At 67.2% G+C, this 17332-nt stretch carries 15 protein-coding genes and 1 riboswitch; of the genes, 6 read left to right on the forward strand and 9 right to left on the reverse strand.

The window, feature by feature from the left end; genetic code table 11:
* From A5678_RS25540 to A5678_RS25550, 3 genes are all read left to right on the forward strand, one after another.
* Positions 1–197, forward strand: a 197-nt coding sequence (locus tag A5678_RS25540; RefSeq protein WP_197502248.1) for a VOC family protein, incomplete at its 5' end; no start/stop codon positions are given.
* A 111-nt stretch (positions 198–308) separates the two neighbouring features.
* Positions 309–1214, forward strand: a complete 906-nt coding sequence (locus A5678_RS25545; protein WP_068048852.1) for an alpha/beta fold hydrolase — start codon at positions 309–311, stop codon at positions 1212–1214.
* Positions 1215–2456, forward strand: a complete 1242-nt coding sequence (locus A5678_RS25550; protein ID WP_068048855.1) for a WS/DGAT domain-containing protein — start codon at positions 1215–1217, stop codon at positions 2454–2456.
* Here A5678_RS25550 and A5678_RS25555 read toward each other — a convergent pair whose 3' ends face one another.
* Complete coding sequence (locus A5678_RS25555) at positions 2457–3071, reverse strand: MarR family transcriptional regulator (RefSeq protein ID WP_068048859.1); 615 nt, start codon at positions 3069–3071, stop codon at positions 2457–2459. It abuts the gene before it with no gap.
* On the reverse strand, positions 3068–4648 hold the full coding sequence (locus A5678_RS25560; protein ID WP_068048862.1) for a pyruvate, phosphate dikinase: 1581 nt from the start codon (positions 4646–4648) through the stop codon (positions 3068–3070). Before A5678_RS25560 ends, A5678_RS25555 begins: the two co-directional genes overlap by 4 nt.
* Before the next feature lie 200 nt (positions 4649–4848).
* On the opposite strand from A5678_RS25560, the gene A5678_RS25565 reads away from it, so the two are divergent.
* On the forward strand, positions 4849–5358 hold the full coding sequence (locus A5678_RS25565; protein WP_068048865.1) for a DoxX family protein: 510 nt from the start codon (positions 4849–4851) through the stop codon (positions 5356–5358).
* Between the two features lie 143 nt (positions 5359–5501).
* Here A5678_RS25565 and A5678_RS25570 read toward each other — a convergent pair whose 3' ends face one another.
* Together A5678_RS25570 and A5678_RS25575 are read right to left on the reverse strand one after the other, a co-directional pair.
* On the reverse strand, positions 5502–5810 hold the full coding sequence (locus A5678_RS25570) for a hypothetical protein (protein WP_068048868.1): 309 nt from the start codon (positions 5808–5810) through the stop codon (positions 5502–5504).
* A gap of 698 nt (positions 5811–6508) precedes the next feature.
* Positions 6509–7873 (reverse strand): FAD-dependent oxidoreductase, encoded by a 1365-nt coding sequence (locus A5678_RS25575; protein ID WP_068048871.1) that lies wholly within the window; start codon positions 7871–7873, stop codon positions 6509–6511.
* A 115-nt stretch (positions 7874–7988) separates the two neighbouring features.
* Here A5678_RS25575 and prpD point away from each other — a divergent pair, with 115 nt between their 5' ends.
* Positions 7989–9506: a 2-methylcitrate dehydratase PrpD gene (gene prpD / locus A5678_RS25580; RefSeq protein ID WP_068048931.1), complete on the forward strand. Its 1518-nt coding sequence runs from the start codon at positions 7989–7991 to the stop codon at positions 9504–9506.
* On the opposite strand, the gene A5678_RS26840 is transcribed toward prpD, so the two are convergent.
* Positions 9503–9721, reverse strand: coding sequence for a hypothetical protein (locus A5678_RS26840; RefSeq protein WP_082945742.1), 219 nt, complete (start codon positions 9719–9721; stop codon positions 9503–9505). The genes prpD and A5678_RS26840 overlap by 4 nt on opposite strands.
* A 123-nt stretch (positions 9722–9844) precedes the next feature.
* Here A5678_RS26840 and A5678_RS25590 point away from each other — a divergent pair, with 123 nt between their 5' ends.
* Positions 9845–11584, forward strand: a complete 1740-nt coding sequence (locus A5678_RS25590; protein WP_068048878.1) for a DUF3556 domain-containing protein — start codon at positions 9845–9847, stop codon at positions 11582–11584.
* A 37-nt stretch (positions 11585–11621) separates the two neighbouring features.
* Here the strand turns inward: A5678_RS25590 and metE are convergent, their stop codons facing one another.
* The 4 genes from metE to A5678_RS25610 form a co-directional block, all read right to left on the reverse strand.
* Positions 11622–13892: a 5-methyltetrahydropteroyltriglutamate--homocysteine S-methyltransferase gene (gene metE / locus A5678_RS25595; RefSeq protein WP_068048882.1), complete on the reverse strand. Its 2271-nt coding sequence runs from the start codon at positions 13890–13892 to the stop codon at positions 11622–11624.
* Between the two features lie 134 nt (positions 13893–14026).
* Positions 14027–14285: riboswitch (cobalamin riboswitch) on the reverse strand.
* 47 nt (positions 14286–14332) lie between these two features.
* Positions 14333–14992 carry an SDR family oxidoreductase gene (locus tag A5678_RS25600; protein ID WP_068048887.1) on the reverse strand — a complete coding sequence of 220 codons (660 nt, stop codon included), beginning with the start codon at positions 14990–14992 and terminating at the stop codon, positions 14333–14335.
* A gap of 54 nt (positions 14993–15046) precedes the next feature.
* A complete protein-coding gene (locus tag A5678_RS25605) occupies positions 15047–15889 on the reverse strand; it encodes an SDR family oxidoreductase (protein WP_068048890.1) in 843 nt (280 codons plus the stop codon).
* A 77-nt stretch (positions 15890–15966) separates the two neighbouring features.
* Positions 15967–17244 (reverse strand): TetR/AcrR family transcriptional regulator, encoded by a 1278-nt coding sequence (locus A5678_RS25610; RefSeq protein ID WP_068048892.1) that lies wholly within the window; start codon positions 17242–17244, stop codon positions 15967–15969.
* Positions 17245–17332 lie beyond the last annotated feature (88 nt).

Here is a 17332-nt window from a genome sequence, read left to right on the forward strand (position 1 = left end):
CCGGCGGCGGCGGCGAAGAATCGCAATGCGGCTGGTGCAAAGACCGCTTCGGCCTCAGCTGGCAGATCATCCCGGACCGGCTCTTCGAGCTGATCAGCGATCCCGATCGGGCCCGCGCCGCGGCGGCCACCCAAGCGATGTATGGCATGCGAAAGATCATCATCGCCGACCTGGACCGGGCCGCCGCGCAGGTATAACGAAACTCCCTGTCGCCGCTGCGGTTTGACCGCTTGTGGCATGCGGTCGGTGCGTCGTGAACCCGCACGCGTTAGGTTGGTCCGTGCGGATGCGCCGAGCAGGGAGTCAATATGGGTGAACCAGGCTGGATCGACGTGCCCGGCCCTGCGGGGGACCTGAAGGCACTCACCTGGGGGCCACGCGGTGGCCCCATCGCCCTGTGCCTGCACGGCTTCCCCGATACCCCCTACGGCTTTCGCAAGATCGCTCCCCGGCTCGTCGAGTCCGGCTGGCGTGTGGTGGCCCCCTTCATGCGCGGATACGCGCCGTCTTCGATTCCGGCCGACGGCAGCTATCACGTCGGCGCGATGATGGACGACGCCCTGCGGGCGCGCTCGGCGGCGGGCGGCACCGAGGGTGACGTGGTGATCGGTCACGACTGGGGTGCGATCGCCACCACCGGTTTGGCCGCCATGCCCGACAGCCCATTCACCAAGGCGGTGATCATGTCGGTGCCGCCGTCGGCGGGCTTCCGTCGCAAGGCGGGCGCGGCGGAGCGGGGACGGCTGGCCGGCCACCTGGCGCGTCAACTCCTGCGCAGCTGGTACATCATGTACTTCCAATTGCCCTTGCTGCCAGAACATTCCGCGTCCTGGGTGCTGCCGTTGTTGTGGCGGCGGTGGTCACCGGGATATCACGCCGACGAGGACCTGCGCCATGTCGACGCGGCGATCGGGACGCCGGAGAGCTGGCGTGCGGCACTCGGACCGTACCGCGCCACGATCCGCAACACCCGGCCGCCGGCGCAATATGCCGAACTGAACGAGCTGTGGACCGAAGAGCCCGTGTGGCCGTGCCTGTACCTGCATGGCCGCGACGACGGCTGCATGACACCGGCTTTCGCCCGCTGGGCGGAGAAGGTGTTGCCACCGGGCAGCGATGTGGCCATCGTGGATCACGCCGGGCACTTCCTGCAGCTCGAACAGCCCGACAAGGTCGCCGACCTGATCCTCGGGTTCATCGGCTCACCCGGCTGAATGGCCGCGCAGCGGTTGGCCGCTGTCGATGCGCAGTTCTACTGGATGTCGGCCAAGATTCCCAACGACGAGTTCCTGCTCTACGCGTTCGACGGCGAGCCCGCCGACTACGCCCACGCGATCGAGCAACTCTGCCGGCGGGCCAACCAGGACCCGGCACTGACGCTGCGGGTGCGGGATCGCGGACCGCTGGTCTATCCGCAGTGGGTTCCGGCCGCCGTCACGCCCGACCAGGTGGTGCGCCATGACCTCGACGACCACAGCTGGGCCGGCTGCCTGGCAGCCGTAGTCGCCCTTGCCGCTGACCAACTGGACGTGTGCCGGATGCCATGGCGGCTGCATGTCTTCACACCGGTGCTGGGCATACCGGGCGTGACCGGCCCGGGGAGCGTGGTGGTGATGCAGGTCGCGCACGCGCTGGCCGACGGGGCGCGGGCATCGGTGATGGCGGGTTGGCTGTTCGGCCGGCCCGATCCCGTGCCCGCGGTGCGACGGCTACGGGCCGGGTTCCTGCCGTGGCGAGCGGCCCAGGCGGCACGCGCCCATCGCCAGCTGGAGCGCGACACCGGCGCGGGGCTGCTGGCCCCCGGGGTCGGTCCCCGGCCCCTGCTGCCGACGAATGCGCGCCCCGGCACTGCCCGCTCGGTGCGCACACTGGTGCGGCACCGCAGGCAGTTGCGCGGCCCCACCGTCACCGTGGGCGCGCTATCGGCGATATCCACGGCGCTCTACGGGCTGCTGGGGGGTGCGGCCGATACGCTGGGCGCCGAGGTCCCGATGGCCAAACCCGGTGTTGCGCAAGCCCACAACCACTTCGGCAACGTCACGGTGGGTCTGTATCCGAAGCTGGGGTGGGAAGCCCGCGCCGAGCGGATCGCGGCGGAGCTGGCCAACGGCCGGCGTCGCTTCGCGCATCCGGCCACGCGTTACGCAGACCGTGCTTTCGCCGCGGTGCCCGCGGTTCTGTTGCGTTGGGGCGTAAGCCAGTTCGATTTCGACGTCCGGCCCGAGCAGGTGTCCGGCAACACCGTGGTGTCCAGTGTTTACCGAGGGCCGGCCGACCTCAGCTTCGGGGAGGCCCGAGTGGTCCTGACGGCCGGCTACCCGGCGCTGTCGCCGGTGATGGGGCTGACGCACGGCGTGCACGGTATCGGCGACACCATCGCGATCAGCGTGCACGCGGCCGACTCGGCCGTTCCTGACATCGACGCCTACGTGCGGCTCCTCGACGCGGCGCTGTAGCTACTGCGCGTCGCCGGATCGGGCCGCTTCCTCCCGGGTTAGGCCGACGGCGGAAATCAACTCCTCGTGCAGCTCGAACCACACGGTATGGTACGAGTCGATGAGTGGTCTGGTCAGCCACGCGGTGTCGCCTGCACGCACTTTATCCAGTGCCGCAACCAATTTCGCCGGGTAGGCGCTCAACCTCGGCAGCTGCGCCGCGACCGACTCGATGATGGGCAGCACCCGCGCGTGCACATCGTCGAGGCGCGCCAGCACGGCGGCGTCGTATTCCGCGTCATCGTGCGCGTTGGGGGCGCCGCCGGGGCCGCCCTTGAGTTGCCAATCCGTGACCACGGATTTGAACTCGGCGTTGACGGGCCGAAAGTCGTTGTACGCGGCGGTCAGCGCTGCCCGGTCAGCGCCCCTGCGCTCCTTGTCCAGCAGCGCCGCGAGCCGGTCGCGCCCGTCGGGGGTGATCCGCACCGTCGCACCTTCGACCAGTAGGCCTGCCGCGGTCAGCTGTTCGACGATGGCCGCCACGTCGGCACGGTCCGCGTTCAGTGTCTCGGCCAGCTCGGCGGGGCGCAGCCGGCCTTTCAGCCGAACCGCTTGCAACACCGCCAATTCGGTCATGACGTCGCCTCACCCTCCAGCCGCAGTGCGGTCAGCATGACGATCAGCGGGGTGGCCGACACGACGTCGGTATGCCGGCTGTCCATCGCCGCCGCCACCGCGTCCTCCGTGGCGTCATCCAGCCGCGGATGGTCGCCGGAGGTGTGGGCGCGCAGCGGGCTGAGCCGCCGCGCGATGTCGGCCAGCTCCCGCAGTTCGGGCGTATCGCTTTCCGACCAGGCGGACAGGCTCAGGTTGCCCTCGCGCACTTCGCCCTCGGCACCGTCGACGGTGATCAGCTTGCCGTCCAGGAACGCGGCGACCCCCTCCCCGCAGCCCACCACGGCCACCCGGCCGAGTTCGCGGCTGACCACTGCCGCGTGACTCGCCGCACCGCCGACCTCCGTGACGATGCCTTGCGCGGCAAGCATGCCGGAGACGTCTTCCGGCCGGGTGTGGTCGCGCACCAGGATCACCGACTCACCCCGCTCGGCGGCATCGAGCGCCGCGTCGACATCGGCGTATGCCCTACCCGACGCCACACCCGGGCAGGCCGGCAATCCCTCGGCTAAAAGCTTTGCTGCCAAGCGTATTTCAGGTTGCAGCGCCGGCAACAGCAGCGTCTGCACGTGCGTCGGCGTCACCCGCCGCAGCGTCTCGGCGTCATCGATGAGCCCCTCGTGCCGCAGCTGTAGAGCGAGGCGCACCGCGGCCTGCGCCGACCGCTCCGCGTCCCGTGTCTGCAACAGCCACAGTTTGCCGTCTTCGACGGTGAACTCGATCTCTTGGACGTCGGACCCGAGCCGCTCCAACCTTCCGGCGGTGTCCATCAACTCGTAATAGACGGCCGGCTGCTCGTCGCGCAGGGCGGCGATCGGTTCGACGGCGACCGATCCGGAGACCACGTCGTCGCCCTGTCCGCCGGGCAGCCATTCGCCGAACGGTGTGTGGTCGCCGGTGATGGGGTTGCGCGAAATGAGAACCCCCGCACCGGAATCGCGGCCCTGGTTGCCGAACACCATCGCCTGCACGACGACCGCCGTCCCGCTCTGATCGTCGACGCCGGAATGGGCGCGGTAGGCGACCGCCCGGGGTGAGTTCCACGAGGCGAACACCGCCTCGATGCCGGCGCGTAGCTGCGCGTAGGGGTCGTTTGGCAGGGATTCGTGTCTGTCCAACCCGACGATGCGCCGGTACATGCGGTCGAACCGCTGGCGCGTGTCGCGGGCGAAAGCTGCGGCGTCGGCCGCGGCCAGCGCTTGCTCGACGTCATCGTTCATGCCGAGATCCAAGATCGTGTCCATCATGCCCGGCATCGACTGGGTGGCCCCCGAGCGCACGCTGACCAGCAGTGGACGCGGACCCCGACCGAATGTGCGCGAAGTCTGCGCCTCCAGCCAGCTCATCCGGTCCAGCACGTCGTCCCAGATCGCGTCGATCGTGGCCCCAGGGTCGGCGAGGTACCGCAGCCCCACCTCGGTGGTGATGCAGAACGCGGGCGGTACCGGCAGGCCGTGCCGGCGCATGACCTCGATGCCGTGGCCCTTGTTGCCCAGCAGCGCCCGCGGATGACTCGCCGTGCCGTCCAGTAACACCACGAGATGCCCGCCAGGAGCGGCCTCAGACGCGCGATGGGGAGCGCCGCTGCCTCGTGCGATACGAGCCGTGGTGCACCCCCTTCTGGTCGGCTGCTGATCGGGGAACGTCGGAACGTCCGCAATGCTCCCACACGGCTCATGGGAGTTAGCTGCTCGGCGGTCCTGTTATCCGATCCGCCTGATGATCTAGGTTTGCAGGTATGACTCCCTACGACGTCGGGTTACTGGTCCTGCGGCTGGTATTGGGCGTGACGTTGGCCGCGCACGGCTACAACAAGTTCTTCGGTGGCGGCCGCATCCCGGGCACCGCGCGGTGGTTCGAAAGCATCGGCATGAAGCCGGGCAGGTTCCACGCCACCGTGGCCGCGACGACGGAGATGGCCGCCGGGCTCGGCCTGGCCGCCGGTCTGCTCACGCCGATTCCCGCCGCCGGCTTCGTGTCGTTGATGCTGGTCGCGGCCTGGACAGTGCACCGTGCCAACGGCTTCTTCATCGTCAAGGAGGGCTGGGAGTACAACCTGGTCCTGGCGGTCAGCGCCATCGCCGTGGCCACCCTGGGCGCCGGAAAGCTCAGCCTGGACTACGTGGTCTTCGGGCACAACTGGATGGACGGCTGGCGCGGGCTGCTCATCTCTGTCGTGCTGGGCCTGGCCGGGGCGATCGGGCAGCTGGTGATCTTCTACCGGCCGCCCGCTAAGCAGGCTGGTTAGCTAGGGTCGGCCTCCTCGCGGCTCATACCGGCGTGGCTGAATCCGCGGTGGCCTTAAAAGGGGGAACGAGCGTATCGGGCCGGCCCAACCAGGCCGGCCCGATCCACTTCAATCTTGAGGTTCAATGACTTACAACCGACGCGTTACACGTCGATCGTCTGGCTGACGTAGGTCTCCCAGGTGGCGATCTGGCCTGCCTCGATCATGGCGGCTTGCATCTCGGGGTCGCCCATCAACGCGTGCTGGATCTGGCCGTACCGCGCCCAGTCCTCGGCGGTGGAAAGTAGGCCGATCGCGTTGGTGGCGGGACCGCCGACCATGGTCGCCAGCACGGTGACGTTCTCGGCGCCGTGCTTGCGGGCGAGATCAATCGTCTTCTTGAGTTGCTTCTGCACCTCGTCCCATTGAACACCTGGGTTCGGGTGGATCGTTACGTACGAGACGATGGTCATGATGGTGCCTCCTAACCCGATGTGGCTGTTTGCCACAAGGCAAGCCAACACCCAAATGCCGCCGCACGCTAGGGGTCAAAAACCATGAATAGCATCGGTGGTCCGCTTGTCGTCGCGGCGACCGGCCGAGGGAGACTTGGAATTGTCTAAGCGGTTAATTTGTCGTCTTTGCACTGATTGCAGTACTCGTCGTTTTCCCTGCGTGTCTCGTGTATCTGCCTGCATTCAGGGCACTGTTGGATGTACTTGTGGTTCGGATTCCGGTCAGCAGCCATTGATTGTTGCTTTTGTATAAATCTGTTTCCGGGGAATCTATTCTTGTTAGACAACATTCTCATGAATTTCCTGTGAGTTATTACCTTTTGGTCTTCAATTATGGTTGCTTGTAAGGTAAGCAACCGATCCGGCTCAACTTTGGCGGTTTAAGGATCGCCAGTACCAGCGGCTACAGCGCTTGGACGTCTACATCACAATTCCCCAAAAGTGGCAGGTTAAACGCCGGCGGGTGCCTTCGCAAATCAGGGGCCATCCTGCTCACGCGAAGTGGTTAAGTGCGCGCAGCACAGCCCTAAGCGCTGCGGATCCCGCGCCATCGACGATCCACTTCGACTCTTAATCGGTTGCGCCCCTTCAACGTGCGGTCAGGGCATAGAGCGCCGCTCTGGCGCCGCTGAAACAAGGTGGCGCAGGGTATTTGGTCAGGCGACCGCGGCGGTCTCGGCTTCCCGGACTTCGGTCGCGGCGCGCTCACCGGAGCGGATCGCGCCGTCGATCCACCCGCACATCACGGCCGAGCTTTCCGTCCCGGCCCAGTGGATGCGGCCGCAGGGCTCGCGCAGGGTGTAACCGAATTCGGTCAGCACGCCGGTCGGGGCGTGGCTGATCATTCCGCCGCCGGAGTAGCGCTCGATCGTCCAGTTCTGCTCGTGGTATTCCTCAGGCGTCCTGGCCTTCTCGCCGAACCGGTCGACCAGCTCGCCGACGAGCGCCGCTCTCCGCTCGGCCTCGTTGAGCTTCGTCAGCCGCCGCGCCGCCGGCCCCTCGGTGATAATGCACATGACGCCGGGGTCGCCGGTGTCCGTGCAGGCGTCGATCGTCAGGGTCGCCGGGGTTCCCGGTGCGGCCGATTGACCCGACAGCCCGTCCGCGCGCCAGAACGGCTCGTCGTAAATGATCGACGTCTTGATGACCGCTCCGCTTGGCATGCGCTGGTGCAGCATCGCCCGATCAACCGGCAGCAACGGCTCGTAGACGATCGAGGAGGCGACCGCCAGCGGGATCGCCACGATGACCCGCCGGGCGCGCACCGTCAGGTCGGCCGCGGTCACCGTCACGCCATCGGCGTCCTGCGCGATCTGCCGTACCGGTTGCGAAAGGTGCACGGCGTCAGCCAATTCGGCCGTGATGGGAGTGTAGATGGCGCCCATCCCCCCGACGGGGCGGGCATCCTGGGCGCCCCCCTCGCCGGAGATGACGAACGTGGGACCCCCACCGGAGCCCATCTGCAACAGACACCACAGCAGCGACGTCTCCGATCCCGCCGAGGTGTAGGTGCCGGCCAGTGCCATGTCCAGCATTTCGCGGGCCTGCCTGGACATGGTGTTCTGCTCGATCCATTCGCCCACGCTGATGCGGTCCCACTCGTCAGCATGCTTGGCGTCCCACGGCGCTTCGCGCGGAAGCGATTTCGCCATCTTCTCGATCGACAGCAGACCGACGCCGAGGTTGGCGACAGCCCACGGGCTCATAGTCCACGGGATGGTGCCGCCATAGCGGTGCTTCTTGCCGTCGACGATCATCATGGCGTCGCCGTCGTTGTGCTGCTTGTACTCGGGGACGCCGAACTCGTCCATCATCGCGTAGATCCGGTCCTGGCCCGGTCCGATCCACGCGCCGCCGCGATCGATCCACGTCCCGTCGGGGCGGTACTCGGTGAAGGTGCGGCCGCCGACCCTGTCACGCGCCTCCAGCAAGGCCACCGAATGGCCCGCCCGTTTCAACCGCAGGGCGGCCGTCAAACCCGCGAATCCCGCTCCGACCACGCAATAATCGACCTCTGACACGGCTGGCTCCTCAACTTCCACCGCCCCAGCAGCAAAGTACACCTCGGCCGGTGCCGGTGGCGGTGGGTTAACGGAGATTTCTGCACCCGTTGGTCATAGGGTGCGGATTGTGTTGATGCACACGGTTCGGACGCGGCGCAGCTCCGACCACTTCCCCCGCCGCGAACACCTGGCGGCCAAGATCGCCGACGTCGCCGCCGATCCGGTCGCCGTCGAACCGGAAACCGCGGAGATGGTGGCGAATCGGATCATCGACAACGCGGCGGTCAGCGCCGCCGCCGTGCTGCGCCGTCCCGTCACGGTGGCGCGCCAACAGGCGCTGGCCCATCCCAGGCGGCGCGGGGCCAGGGTTTTCGGCGTCGACGGAACCTATTCGGCGGAGTGGGCGGCCTGGGCCAACAGCGTCGCGGTGCGCGAACTCGACTTCCACGACACGTATTTGGCCGCCGAGTATTCCCACCCGGGTGACAACATTCCCCCGCTGGTCGCGGTCGCGCAGCAGCTGGGCCTGCCGGGCGCCGACCTGATTCGCGGCCTGGCCACCGCCTACGAGATCCAGATCGACCTGGCCCGGGGAATCTGCCTGCACGAGTACAAGATTGACCACGTGGCGCACCTGGGTCCGTCCGTGGCCGCCGGTATCGGAACCATGCTGCGGCTGGACACGGAGACGATCTACCAGGCGGTCGGGCAGGCGCTGCACCTGACCACCAGCACCCGCCAATCCCGCAAGGGGCTGATCTCCAGCTGGAAGGCGTTCGCCCCGGCGCACGCCGGCAAGGTTGCCATCGAGGCGGTCGATCGGGCGATGCGCGGCGAGGGGTCTCCGGCGCCCATCTGGGAGGGCGAGGACGGAGTGATCGCGTGGCTGTTGGGCGGACCCGAACGCGAATACCGGGTGCCGCTGCCCGCTCCCGGCGAGGCCAAGCGCGCGATCCTGGACAGCTTCACCAAGGAGCACTCCGCCGAGTATCAGAGCCAGGCGCCGATCGACCTGGCCCGGCGGCTACGCGAACGCATAGGCGACCTCGGTGCGGTCGCGACCGTCGTGCTGCACACCAGCCACCACACCCACGTCGTGATCGGAACGGGCTCCGCGGACCCGCAGAAGTTCGACCCGGACGCGTCGCGCGAGACGCTCGACCACTCGCTGCCCTACATTTTCGCCGTTGCGCTGCAGGACGGCAGCTGGCACCACGAACGCTCCTACGCTCCCGAGCGGGCTCATCGGCCCGACACCGTCGAACTGTGGCGCAAGATTTCCACCGTCGAGGACCCGGAGTGGACCCGGCGCTACCACTCGACGGATCCCGCCGAGAGGGCGTTCGGGGCGCGGGCCGAGGTGAGGCTGAAGAGCGGGGAAGTGATCGTCGACGAGCTGGCCGTCGCCGACGCGCATCCGTTCGGTGCCCGGCCCTTCCGGCGCCCGCAGTACGTGCAGAAGTTCACCGAGCTCGCCGGCGAGGTCGTGGAACCGGCTGAACGGGAACGGTTCCTCTCCACCGTGGATGCGCTCGCCGTGCTGCGGGCGGGCGACCTCGACGCGCTCAACGTGATGGTTGATCCGCGGATCCTCGAGCGGGCACCGGTGATCCCGCCAGGAATCTGGTTGCCCGACAACGACTCTGGTTAGGGGCTGGGGGCGGGCCCGCCGTATTGCCACACCAGGTCATGGGTGCCCGTCATCGTGGGGTTGCACCACATCGTCCTGTTGTTGGCGTCCTGGGTGGTCGCGTGCAAGACCGTGCAGGCATCGCCCGGCGCGGGCGCGTCCGCCCGGGCGACGGGCGAGACAGCCGCGAACATCGCCAGCGCCGAGGCCGATAAGAGAATTCGAAACCTGTTCATGATGGACGCCTCCTAGGGACCGCGCCGATCCGGTTCCACGCTATCCGGCGGCCAAGTGGCAGGCAAAGCTTTGTTGCCGGGCTTGGGCGACGCGCGCCTAGAACACGTTCTAATCTGACCACCATGGGATTTCTCAAGCCCGAGCTGCCGCAGCTCGATATGGCCGAGTGGAACAAGGGCACCCGTAGCGAAAAGATCCGCCCGATGGCCAAGCACTGGGCCGAGGTGGGCTTCGGCACGCCGGTCGCGCTGCACCTGTTCTACGTCGTCAAAATCCTGCTCTACATCCTGGGCGCATGGCTGTTCGCCTCGGCCACCAGGGGACTTGGTGGGTTCACTCACGTCGCATCGTGGTGGTCGGAGCCCATCGTGTTCGAGAAGGTCGTGCTCTACACGATGCTCTTCGAGGTGGTCGGGCTCGGTTGCGGCTTCGGCCCGCTGAACAACCGGTTCTTCCCGCCGATGGGCTCGATCCTGTATTGGATGCGCTTCGGCACCATCCGGTTGCCACCGTGGCCGGACCGGTTCCCGCTCACCAGCGGCACCAAGCGCAAGCCGGTCGATGTCGCGCTGTACGCACTGTTCCTGCTGGTGACGTTCAGCGCGCTGTTCGCCGACGGCACCGGACCGATGCCCGAGTTGGGCACCGCGATCGGGCTGCTGCCCGCGTGGAAGATCGTGCTCATCCTGCTGCTGCTCGGCGTGCTCGGGCTGCGCGACAAGGTGATCTTCCTGGCCGCCCGCGGAGAGGTGTACGCGACCATGACGGTCACGTTCCTCTTCGGTGCGCCCGACATGATCGTCGGGTCCAAGGTGGTGTTCCTGGTCATCTGGATGGGCGCCGCGACCTCGAAGCTCAACAAGCACTTCCCGTTCGTGATCTCCACGATGATGTCCAACAACCCGCTGGTGCGGCCCCGGTGGCTGAAGCGGCAGTTCTTCGAGAAGTTCCCGGACGATCTGCGGCCCGGGCGGCTGTCGCGATGGCTGGCGCATATCAGCACCGCCATCGAGATGCTGGTGCCGCTGCCGTTGTTCTTCTGTCACAGCGGCTGGCCCATCACGGTGGCCGCCATCGTCATGGTCTGCTTCCACCTGGGCATCCTCGTGTCAATCCCCATGGGCGTGCCGCTGGAGTGGAACGTCTTCATGATCTTCGGGGTGCTGTCGTTGTTCGTCGCGCACGCCCGCTTGGGGCTGCGCGACCTGAGGCACCCGGTGGTGGTGGCGATACTGTTCGTCGTCATCGCGGGAATTGTCCTGCTGGGCAACATGTTTCCGCGCAAGATCTCGTTCCTGCCGGGGATGCGGTATTACGCCGGCAACTGGGACACCACGCTGTGGTGCATCAAGGGATCGGCCACCGACAAGATCACCAGGGGCATCGTGGCGATCGCGAGCATGCCGCAGGCCCAGCTGGAGCGGTTCTACGGCAGCCCGGAGGCCGCGCAGATCCCGCTCTACATGGGATACGCGTTCCGCGGGTTCAACACTCACGGCCGCGCGCTGTTCACGCTCGCGCATCGCGCGATGGCCGGCCAGAACGAGGACGACTATGTCCTCACCGACGGCGAGCGCATCTGCAGCACCGCCATCGGCTGGAACTTCGGCGACGGCCACATGCACAACGAGCAGCTGATCGCTGCACTGCAGGAGCGCTGCCACTTCGAACCGGGGGAGGTGCGGGTGGTCCTGCTTGACGCGCAGCCGATCCACAAGCAGACCCAGGCGTATCGGCTGGTGGACGCGGCGACGGGCGAGTTCGAGCGCGGCATCGTCCGGGTCGCCGACATGGTGACCCGGCAACCGTGGGCCGACGATGTCCCCGTCGAGGTGCTGTCGGACGAGGCCACACCAGCGTGACGCTCGGCGCGGAGCGCCACGCCGGCGTGACACTCGGCTAAGCGCCCGACCGCACCTCCTGCGCCGCGGCGACCATATTCTTCAGCGACGCGGTGACCTCATCGGAGTTGCGGGTCTTCAGCCCACAGTCGGGGTTGACCCAGAGCCGTTCCGCGGGAACGGCTCTCAGCGCCGCGCGCAACGACTCCGCCATCTCGGCCTTGCTCGGCACCCGCGGGGAGTGGATGTCGTAGACGCCGGGGCCGACGCTGTTGGCGAAACCGGCCGCGTTCAGGTCGTCGAGCACCTCCATGTGCGAGCGTGCCGCCTCGATGGACGTCACGTCCGCGTCCAGATCGGCGATGGCCCCGATCACCTCACCGAATTCCGAGTAGCACAGGTGGGTATGGATCTGCGTGGAGTTGTCGACGCCGGAGGTGGCCAACCGGAAAGACCCGACGGCCCAACGCAAGTAGTCCTCCTGGTCCGCGCGGCGCAGCGGTAGCAGCTCCCGCAGCGCCGGTTCGTCGACCTGGATGACGGCGATGCCCGCGGACTGCAGGTCCACGGTCTCGTCACGGATGGCCAGCGCCACCTGGTTGGCGGTGTCGGCCAGCGGCTGGTCGTCGCGGACGAACGACCACGCCAGGATGGTGACCGGACCGGTGAGCATGCCTTTCACCGGCTTGCCGGTCAACGACTGCGCGTATTTGATCCACTCGACGGTCATCGGGTGGGTGCGGACCACGTCGCCGTAGAGGATCGGTGGGCGCACGCAGCGGCTGCCGTACGACTGCACCCAGCCGTTCTGCGTCGCGAAGAAGCCCTCGAGCTGCTCTGCAAAGTACTGCACCATGTCGTTGCGCTCCGGTTCACCGTGCACCAGCACGTCGAGCCCGAGTTCCTCCTGCAGCCTGATGACGTCGGCGATCTCCTTCTTCATCCGCTTCTCGTACTCCGCCTGGTCGATCTCGCCGGTCCGCAGCGCGGCGCGCGCCTTGCGGATCGCGGAGGTCTGCGGGTAGGAGCCGATGGTCGTGGTCGGAAGCGGCGGCAGGTGCAGCCGCGCTTCCTGGCTGGCGCGGCGCGCGGCCGCGTCGCCGCGGTGGGTGCCCGACTTGACGATCGAGTCGATGCGTTCGCGCAGCGCGTCGTTGTGCAGCCGCGGGTCGCTCTTACGGGAGGCCACCGCCGCGTTGGACGCCGCGATCGCGTCGGCGACGGACTCGCGCCCGTCGCGCAGTGCGCGCGCGAGCGTCACCACCTCGGTGACCTTCTCCTGCCCGAACGCCAGCCAGCTGCGCAGCGCGTCGTCCAGATCGGTTTCCGGCTCCAGCGAGTACGGCACATGCATCGTGGAGCACGAGGTCGAGACCGCCACTGTGCCAGCGGAACCCAACACGGTGGCCAACTTGTCGAGCGCCGCCTCCAGGTCGGTGCGCCAGATGTTGCGCCCGTCGACGACGCCGGCCACCAGGGTCTTGCCGGACAACTCCGGAATGCCCGCCAGCGCGGTGTCGGCGCCGTACACCAGGTCGACGCCGATCGCCTCGACCGGGGTGCGGGCCAGCCCCGCGAGGGAGGCGCCGGGATCACCGAAGTAGGTCGCGACGAAGATGGCCGGGCGGTTGGTCGACTTGCCCAGCGCGTTGTATGCGGCCTCGGCCAGCGCCGGGGCATCGGGGGAGATGTCGGTCACCAACGCCGGCTCGTCGAACTGCACCCACTGCGCGCCGTTGTTGGCGAGCAGGGACAGCAGATCCGCGTAGATCGGCACCAGCTCCTCGAGCCGCTTGATCGGCGCACTACCGCCGTTGACCGCCTTGCTCAACAGCAGGAAGGTGATCGGCCCGATGACGACCGGACGGGCTGGAACCCCTTGCCCGAGAGCCTCTTTCAACTCGGAAAGCACCTTGTCGGGGTTGAGCGAGAACGCGGTCGCGGGCTCGATCTCGGGAACCAGGTAGTGGTAGTTCGTGTCGAACCACTTGGTCATCTCCAGCGGCGCGACGTCGGAATTGCCGCGCGCGGCGGCGAAGTAGCGGTCCAGATCGTCGGGGACCTGCGCAGCCCGGGCCGGCAGCGTGCCCAGCATCACCGCGGTGTCCAGCATCTGGTCGTAATAGGAGAACGTGTTCACCGGAACGGAGTCCAGGCCTGCGGCGGCGAGACCGGCCCACATGTCGCGGCGCAAGGTGGCGGCGACGTTTTCTAGTTCGGCTCGGCTGGTGCGCCCGGCCCAGTAGCCCTCGGTGGCGCGTTTGAGTTCGCGCTTCGGCCCGATGCGTGGCGAGCCGATGACGGTGGCGGTGAATGGTTGAGCGGTCACGATCTGGTCCTATCAATCAGCGGGGTGGTCACCGCCGGAGGACGCGCAGCCGATCCGTGCGGTATGCACCTTGCGCACAACCGCAACGCCTTCAGCCGAACGCCCATTCCACGAGGCGATGAGCCGCCGGACGCGGCGCGCCCGGCACGGCTGGCAGGTCTTCGGACTCGCAGGCGCGCACCCGGCGGTGCTCCTACGCCCGGCCGACGATGCGGCCCGGAAGGGCCGCTGTGGAGCCGGGCAGTTCCTAATGGCCGTCGCTTCCCAGTCTCGGTTCAGCGCTGAGACCAGTGCTTGGTTGACGGCGGTCGTTCCTGCATACCGCTGCGGGACAGTCCCGGGCTCTCACCGGGTTCCCTCTCGCGAAGCGTTACTAACCTGCCTCGCTCGATGCCGGCGTCGCGTGGGGCGGCGACGGCAGACCAGCTGCGTGCCGGAGTTTACTCCGGCCTTCCGGCCTGACTTGCCAGCGCATCGGCGATGGGAGTCTCGCCGTTGTTGAAGTCGATCGTTCGGCCGACGGTCGAGTCGTCCGCCAACGCCGCGGCCACCACGAGCGCGACGTCGGCCCGGGACACTTCCCCTTTGCCCTGCCCCAGCGCGATGTGGCCGGTGGCCGGTTCGAGGGTGAGCCGGCCCGGTCCCAGGATGGTCCAGTCGAGGCCGCTGGCGCGCAGGTGGGCATCGGCGGCCGCCTTGGCCTCCGCGTAGTGGTAAAACGAATTCTCCTGCGGGACACCGTGATCCAGCCCCGCACCGAAGTAGGAGACCATCACGAATCGCTTGACACCGGCCCGCGCGGCGGCATCGATCACCCGGATGGCGGCGTCGCGGTCGACGGCATAGGTTCGTGCCGGGTTGCCCCCGCCCGCTCCCGCCGAGAAGACGACCGCGTCGTGCCCGGCCACCAAGCCGGCCAGCGCGTCGGTGTCCAGCTGTTCGACATCGGCCACCACCGGCTTGGCCCCGGTGGCCGCCACATCGTCGGAGTGGTCGGGGTTCCGGAAGGCCGAACTCACCTCGTCGCCGCGTTCGCTCAGGACGCGGGCGAGTTGCAGCGCGACCTTGCCGTGGCCGCCGATGACGATGATCCGTGCCATGCCCCCGACGGTAGCTTGCGACCCGGCGCCCGGACAGCCGGGCGCCTCGCCATGCTAGAGCTTTACCCGCCCCATGATGATGTCGATGATCGGCTTGCCCGGCGGGTAGGCGTTGGTGAGCGACGCCATCGTGTGCCCGTAGTCCACCAGCAGGGTGATCCCGCTGATGCCGAAGGCGGCGGCGCTGTTCAGGAACGCCATCACGTCACCCATTTGCTCCGGGGTGTGCACCTTCGAACCGGTCTCTTCGCGATAGTCCTGCGCGAAAGTGAGCCAGAGATCGGCGTTGGCCTGGGCGAGCGGGGTGTCGGTGGGGCCCGGGCAGATCGCGTTGATCCGGATGCCCTTCTTCAGCAGCGGGTAGCCCTGGGTCGCGACGTAGGCGTTGACGACCTTCTTGGAAAAGCCGTAGTGGATGATGCCTTCGGCTTCGTGCGCCTTGACCCACTCTTGCGCCGAGGCGAAGTCCGGCGTGGCGAGGAACTCCGTCAGCAGTTCCAGGTCGTTTTCCCAGCCCATTCCGGCGACCGAGGAGATGAAGCAGATCGCCGAGCCCGAAGGAAGCTGGTTCTTCTCGAGCAGCCGGTCGATGAGATGGCGGTGGCCGATGAAGTTGATCGCCATCAGGTCGGTTGTCCCGTCGGCGATGCCGGCTGCCGAGAACAGGGCGTGGATCGGACCGTCGAGTTGCTCGAGCGCGGCGTCGATCGACGCGGGGTCGCGCAGGTCCACCTGGATGGACTTGGCGACGTCGTAGTTGACCGGCGCGTAGTCCATCACGATCACTTCGGCGCCGAGTTCGGCGGCCGACTTGGCCGCCGCTGCGCCCATGCCGGTGGCGCCGCCGACGACGAGAGCCCGCTTGCCGTCGTAGCGCAACCGATCGACAACAGTCATGGAAATCCCCTTCTCATTCACTGCCAATGCGATTCTAATCGCCCAACTGTATGGGTAACAGTTTTTTGGTTCAATACCTACCCGGCGCGAACCGCCACACCGCGCAAAACCGTGTCCCGCACGTGTACCAGCGCCGCGCGTTTGCCGACCTCGGCAAGGATGTTCTCCGGTATCCACTGCAAGCCGATGACGCAGCGCGCCAGCATCGCCGTGGACGCGCCGTCCACACCGATCTCGCCCGATCGGATGCCGTCGGAAAGGAGCGTTTTCATCTGCCGGAGTCGGGTCGCGTATAACCAGCCCGGGTTGGGAGTGTCCGGCGGCGATTGACGCATCCAGGCGAGCTGGATCCGGAACTCGTCGGAGAACCGATCGAGCGCATTCACGTTGACCCAGCTCAGTGCGTCCAGCTTCTCGATGGGAGTGGCATCCGAGCGCAGGACGTTCACCCAGCCCGCCTCGACCTTCCGGCCGAACGATTCCATGATCGATGCGAGTAGCTCGTCTTTCGATCCGATCACCCGGTAGACGGTCCCGGTGCCCAGGCCGGCCGCGGATGCGATGTCCCTGATGGTGGTGGCCTCGTAGCCTTTGCGGCCGAATTCCGTTCGCGCCACCGCACGGACGTGCGCCGCTTTGTCGCTGGGATCGGCTTCGCTGTCGTCCGACCAGGTCTCGATGACGTCCCTGGCGGCGGCGAAGGCTTTGGACCGGTCGAGTTCCGAGTCGGCGGGGGGCCGGGTTGCCAATCCCTGCAACATGATTCGGCAAAGCAGCGCGGCCACTTGGTCGGCGGGGGATTTATGGCGCATGACGTCGAGGCCGACCTGCAGCATGGTCTGGCAAATTCGGTCGGCCAGCGTGGGCAGGTCGATGTCGGGTTTGATGTAGCCGCTCCACCTGCCCGCGCGCAGCGTTTGCAGCATCGCCTCCTGAACCGCCACGGGCCGCTGCTGCGTCAGCTTCATCAGCTCCGGATCCGTGCTCGGCCCCTCGTAGAAAGACATCTGCAGTGCGGCCCGATGCCGCACTGCGCAGTCCGCGATCGCCGAGCCCAGCTCGACGACCTGCTCAGGAACCGGCCGGGGGTCGGGTTTGTCCAACTTTGCTTGCGCGGCTTGCCCGATCCGATCCAGATCGTCCTGATAGCGGCGGATCAACTCGATGAGGATTGCCTCTTTGGACTCGAAATGGTGGTACAGGCTGCCGGGAAGAATCCCTGCCGCGTCGGCGATCTCCTGCAACGAGGTCCGCAATCCGGACTCTGCGATCAACGAGGCGGCGGTGGTGAGGATCTCGGTTCGGCGTGTGACCAATTCAGCCGTGGTGGCGCCCAATGACTCCGCTCTCGGCATGATCAGCGGTGCGCATGTCCGGACGACCGCGGACTGACAAACATACGCATTCGTCCCTCTCACCGAACCAAATCTTTGTTAGAGGCTA

It is taken from the genome of Mycobacterium sp. E2733 (genome assembly GCF_001667585.1).
Taxonomy (GTDB): domain Bacteria; phylum Actinomycetota; class Actinomycetes; order Mycobacteriales; family Mycobacteriaceae; genus Mycobacterium.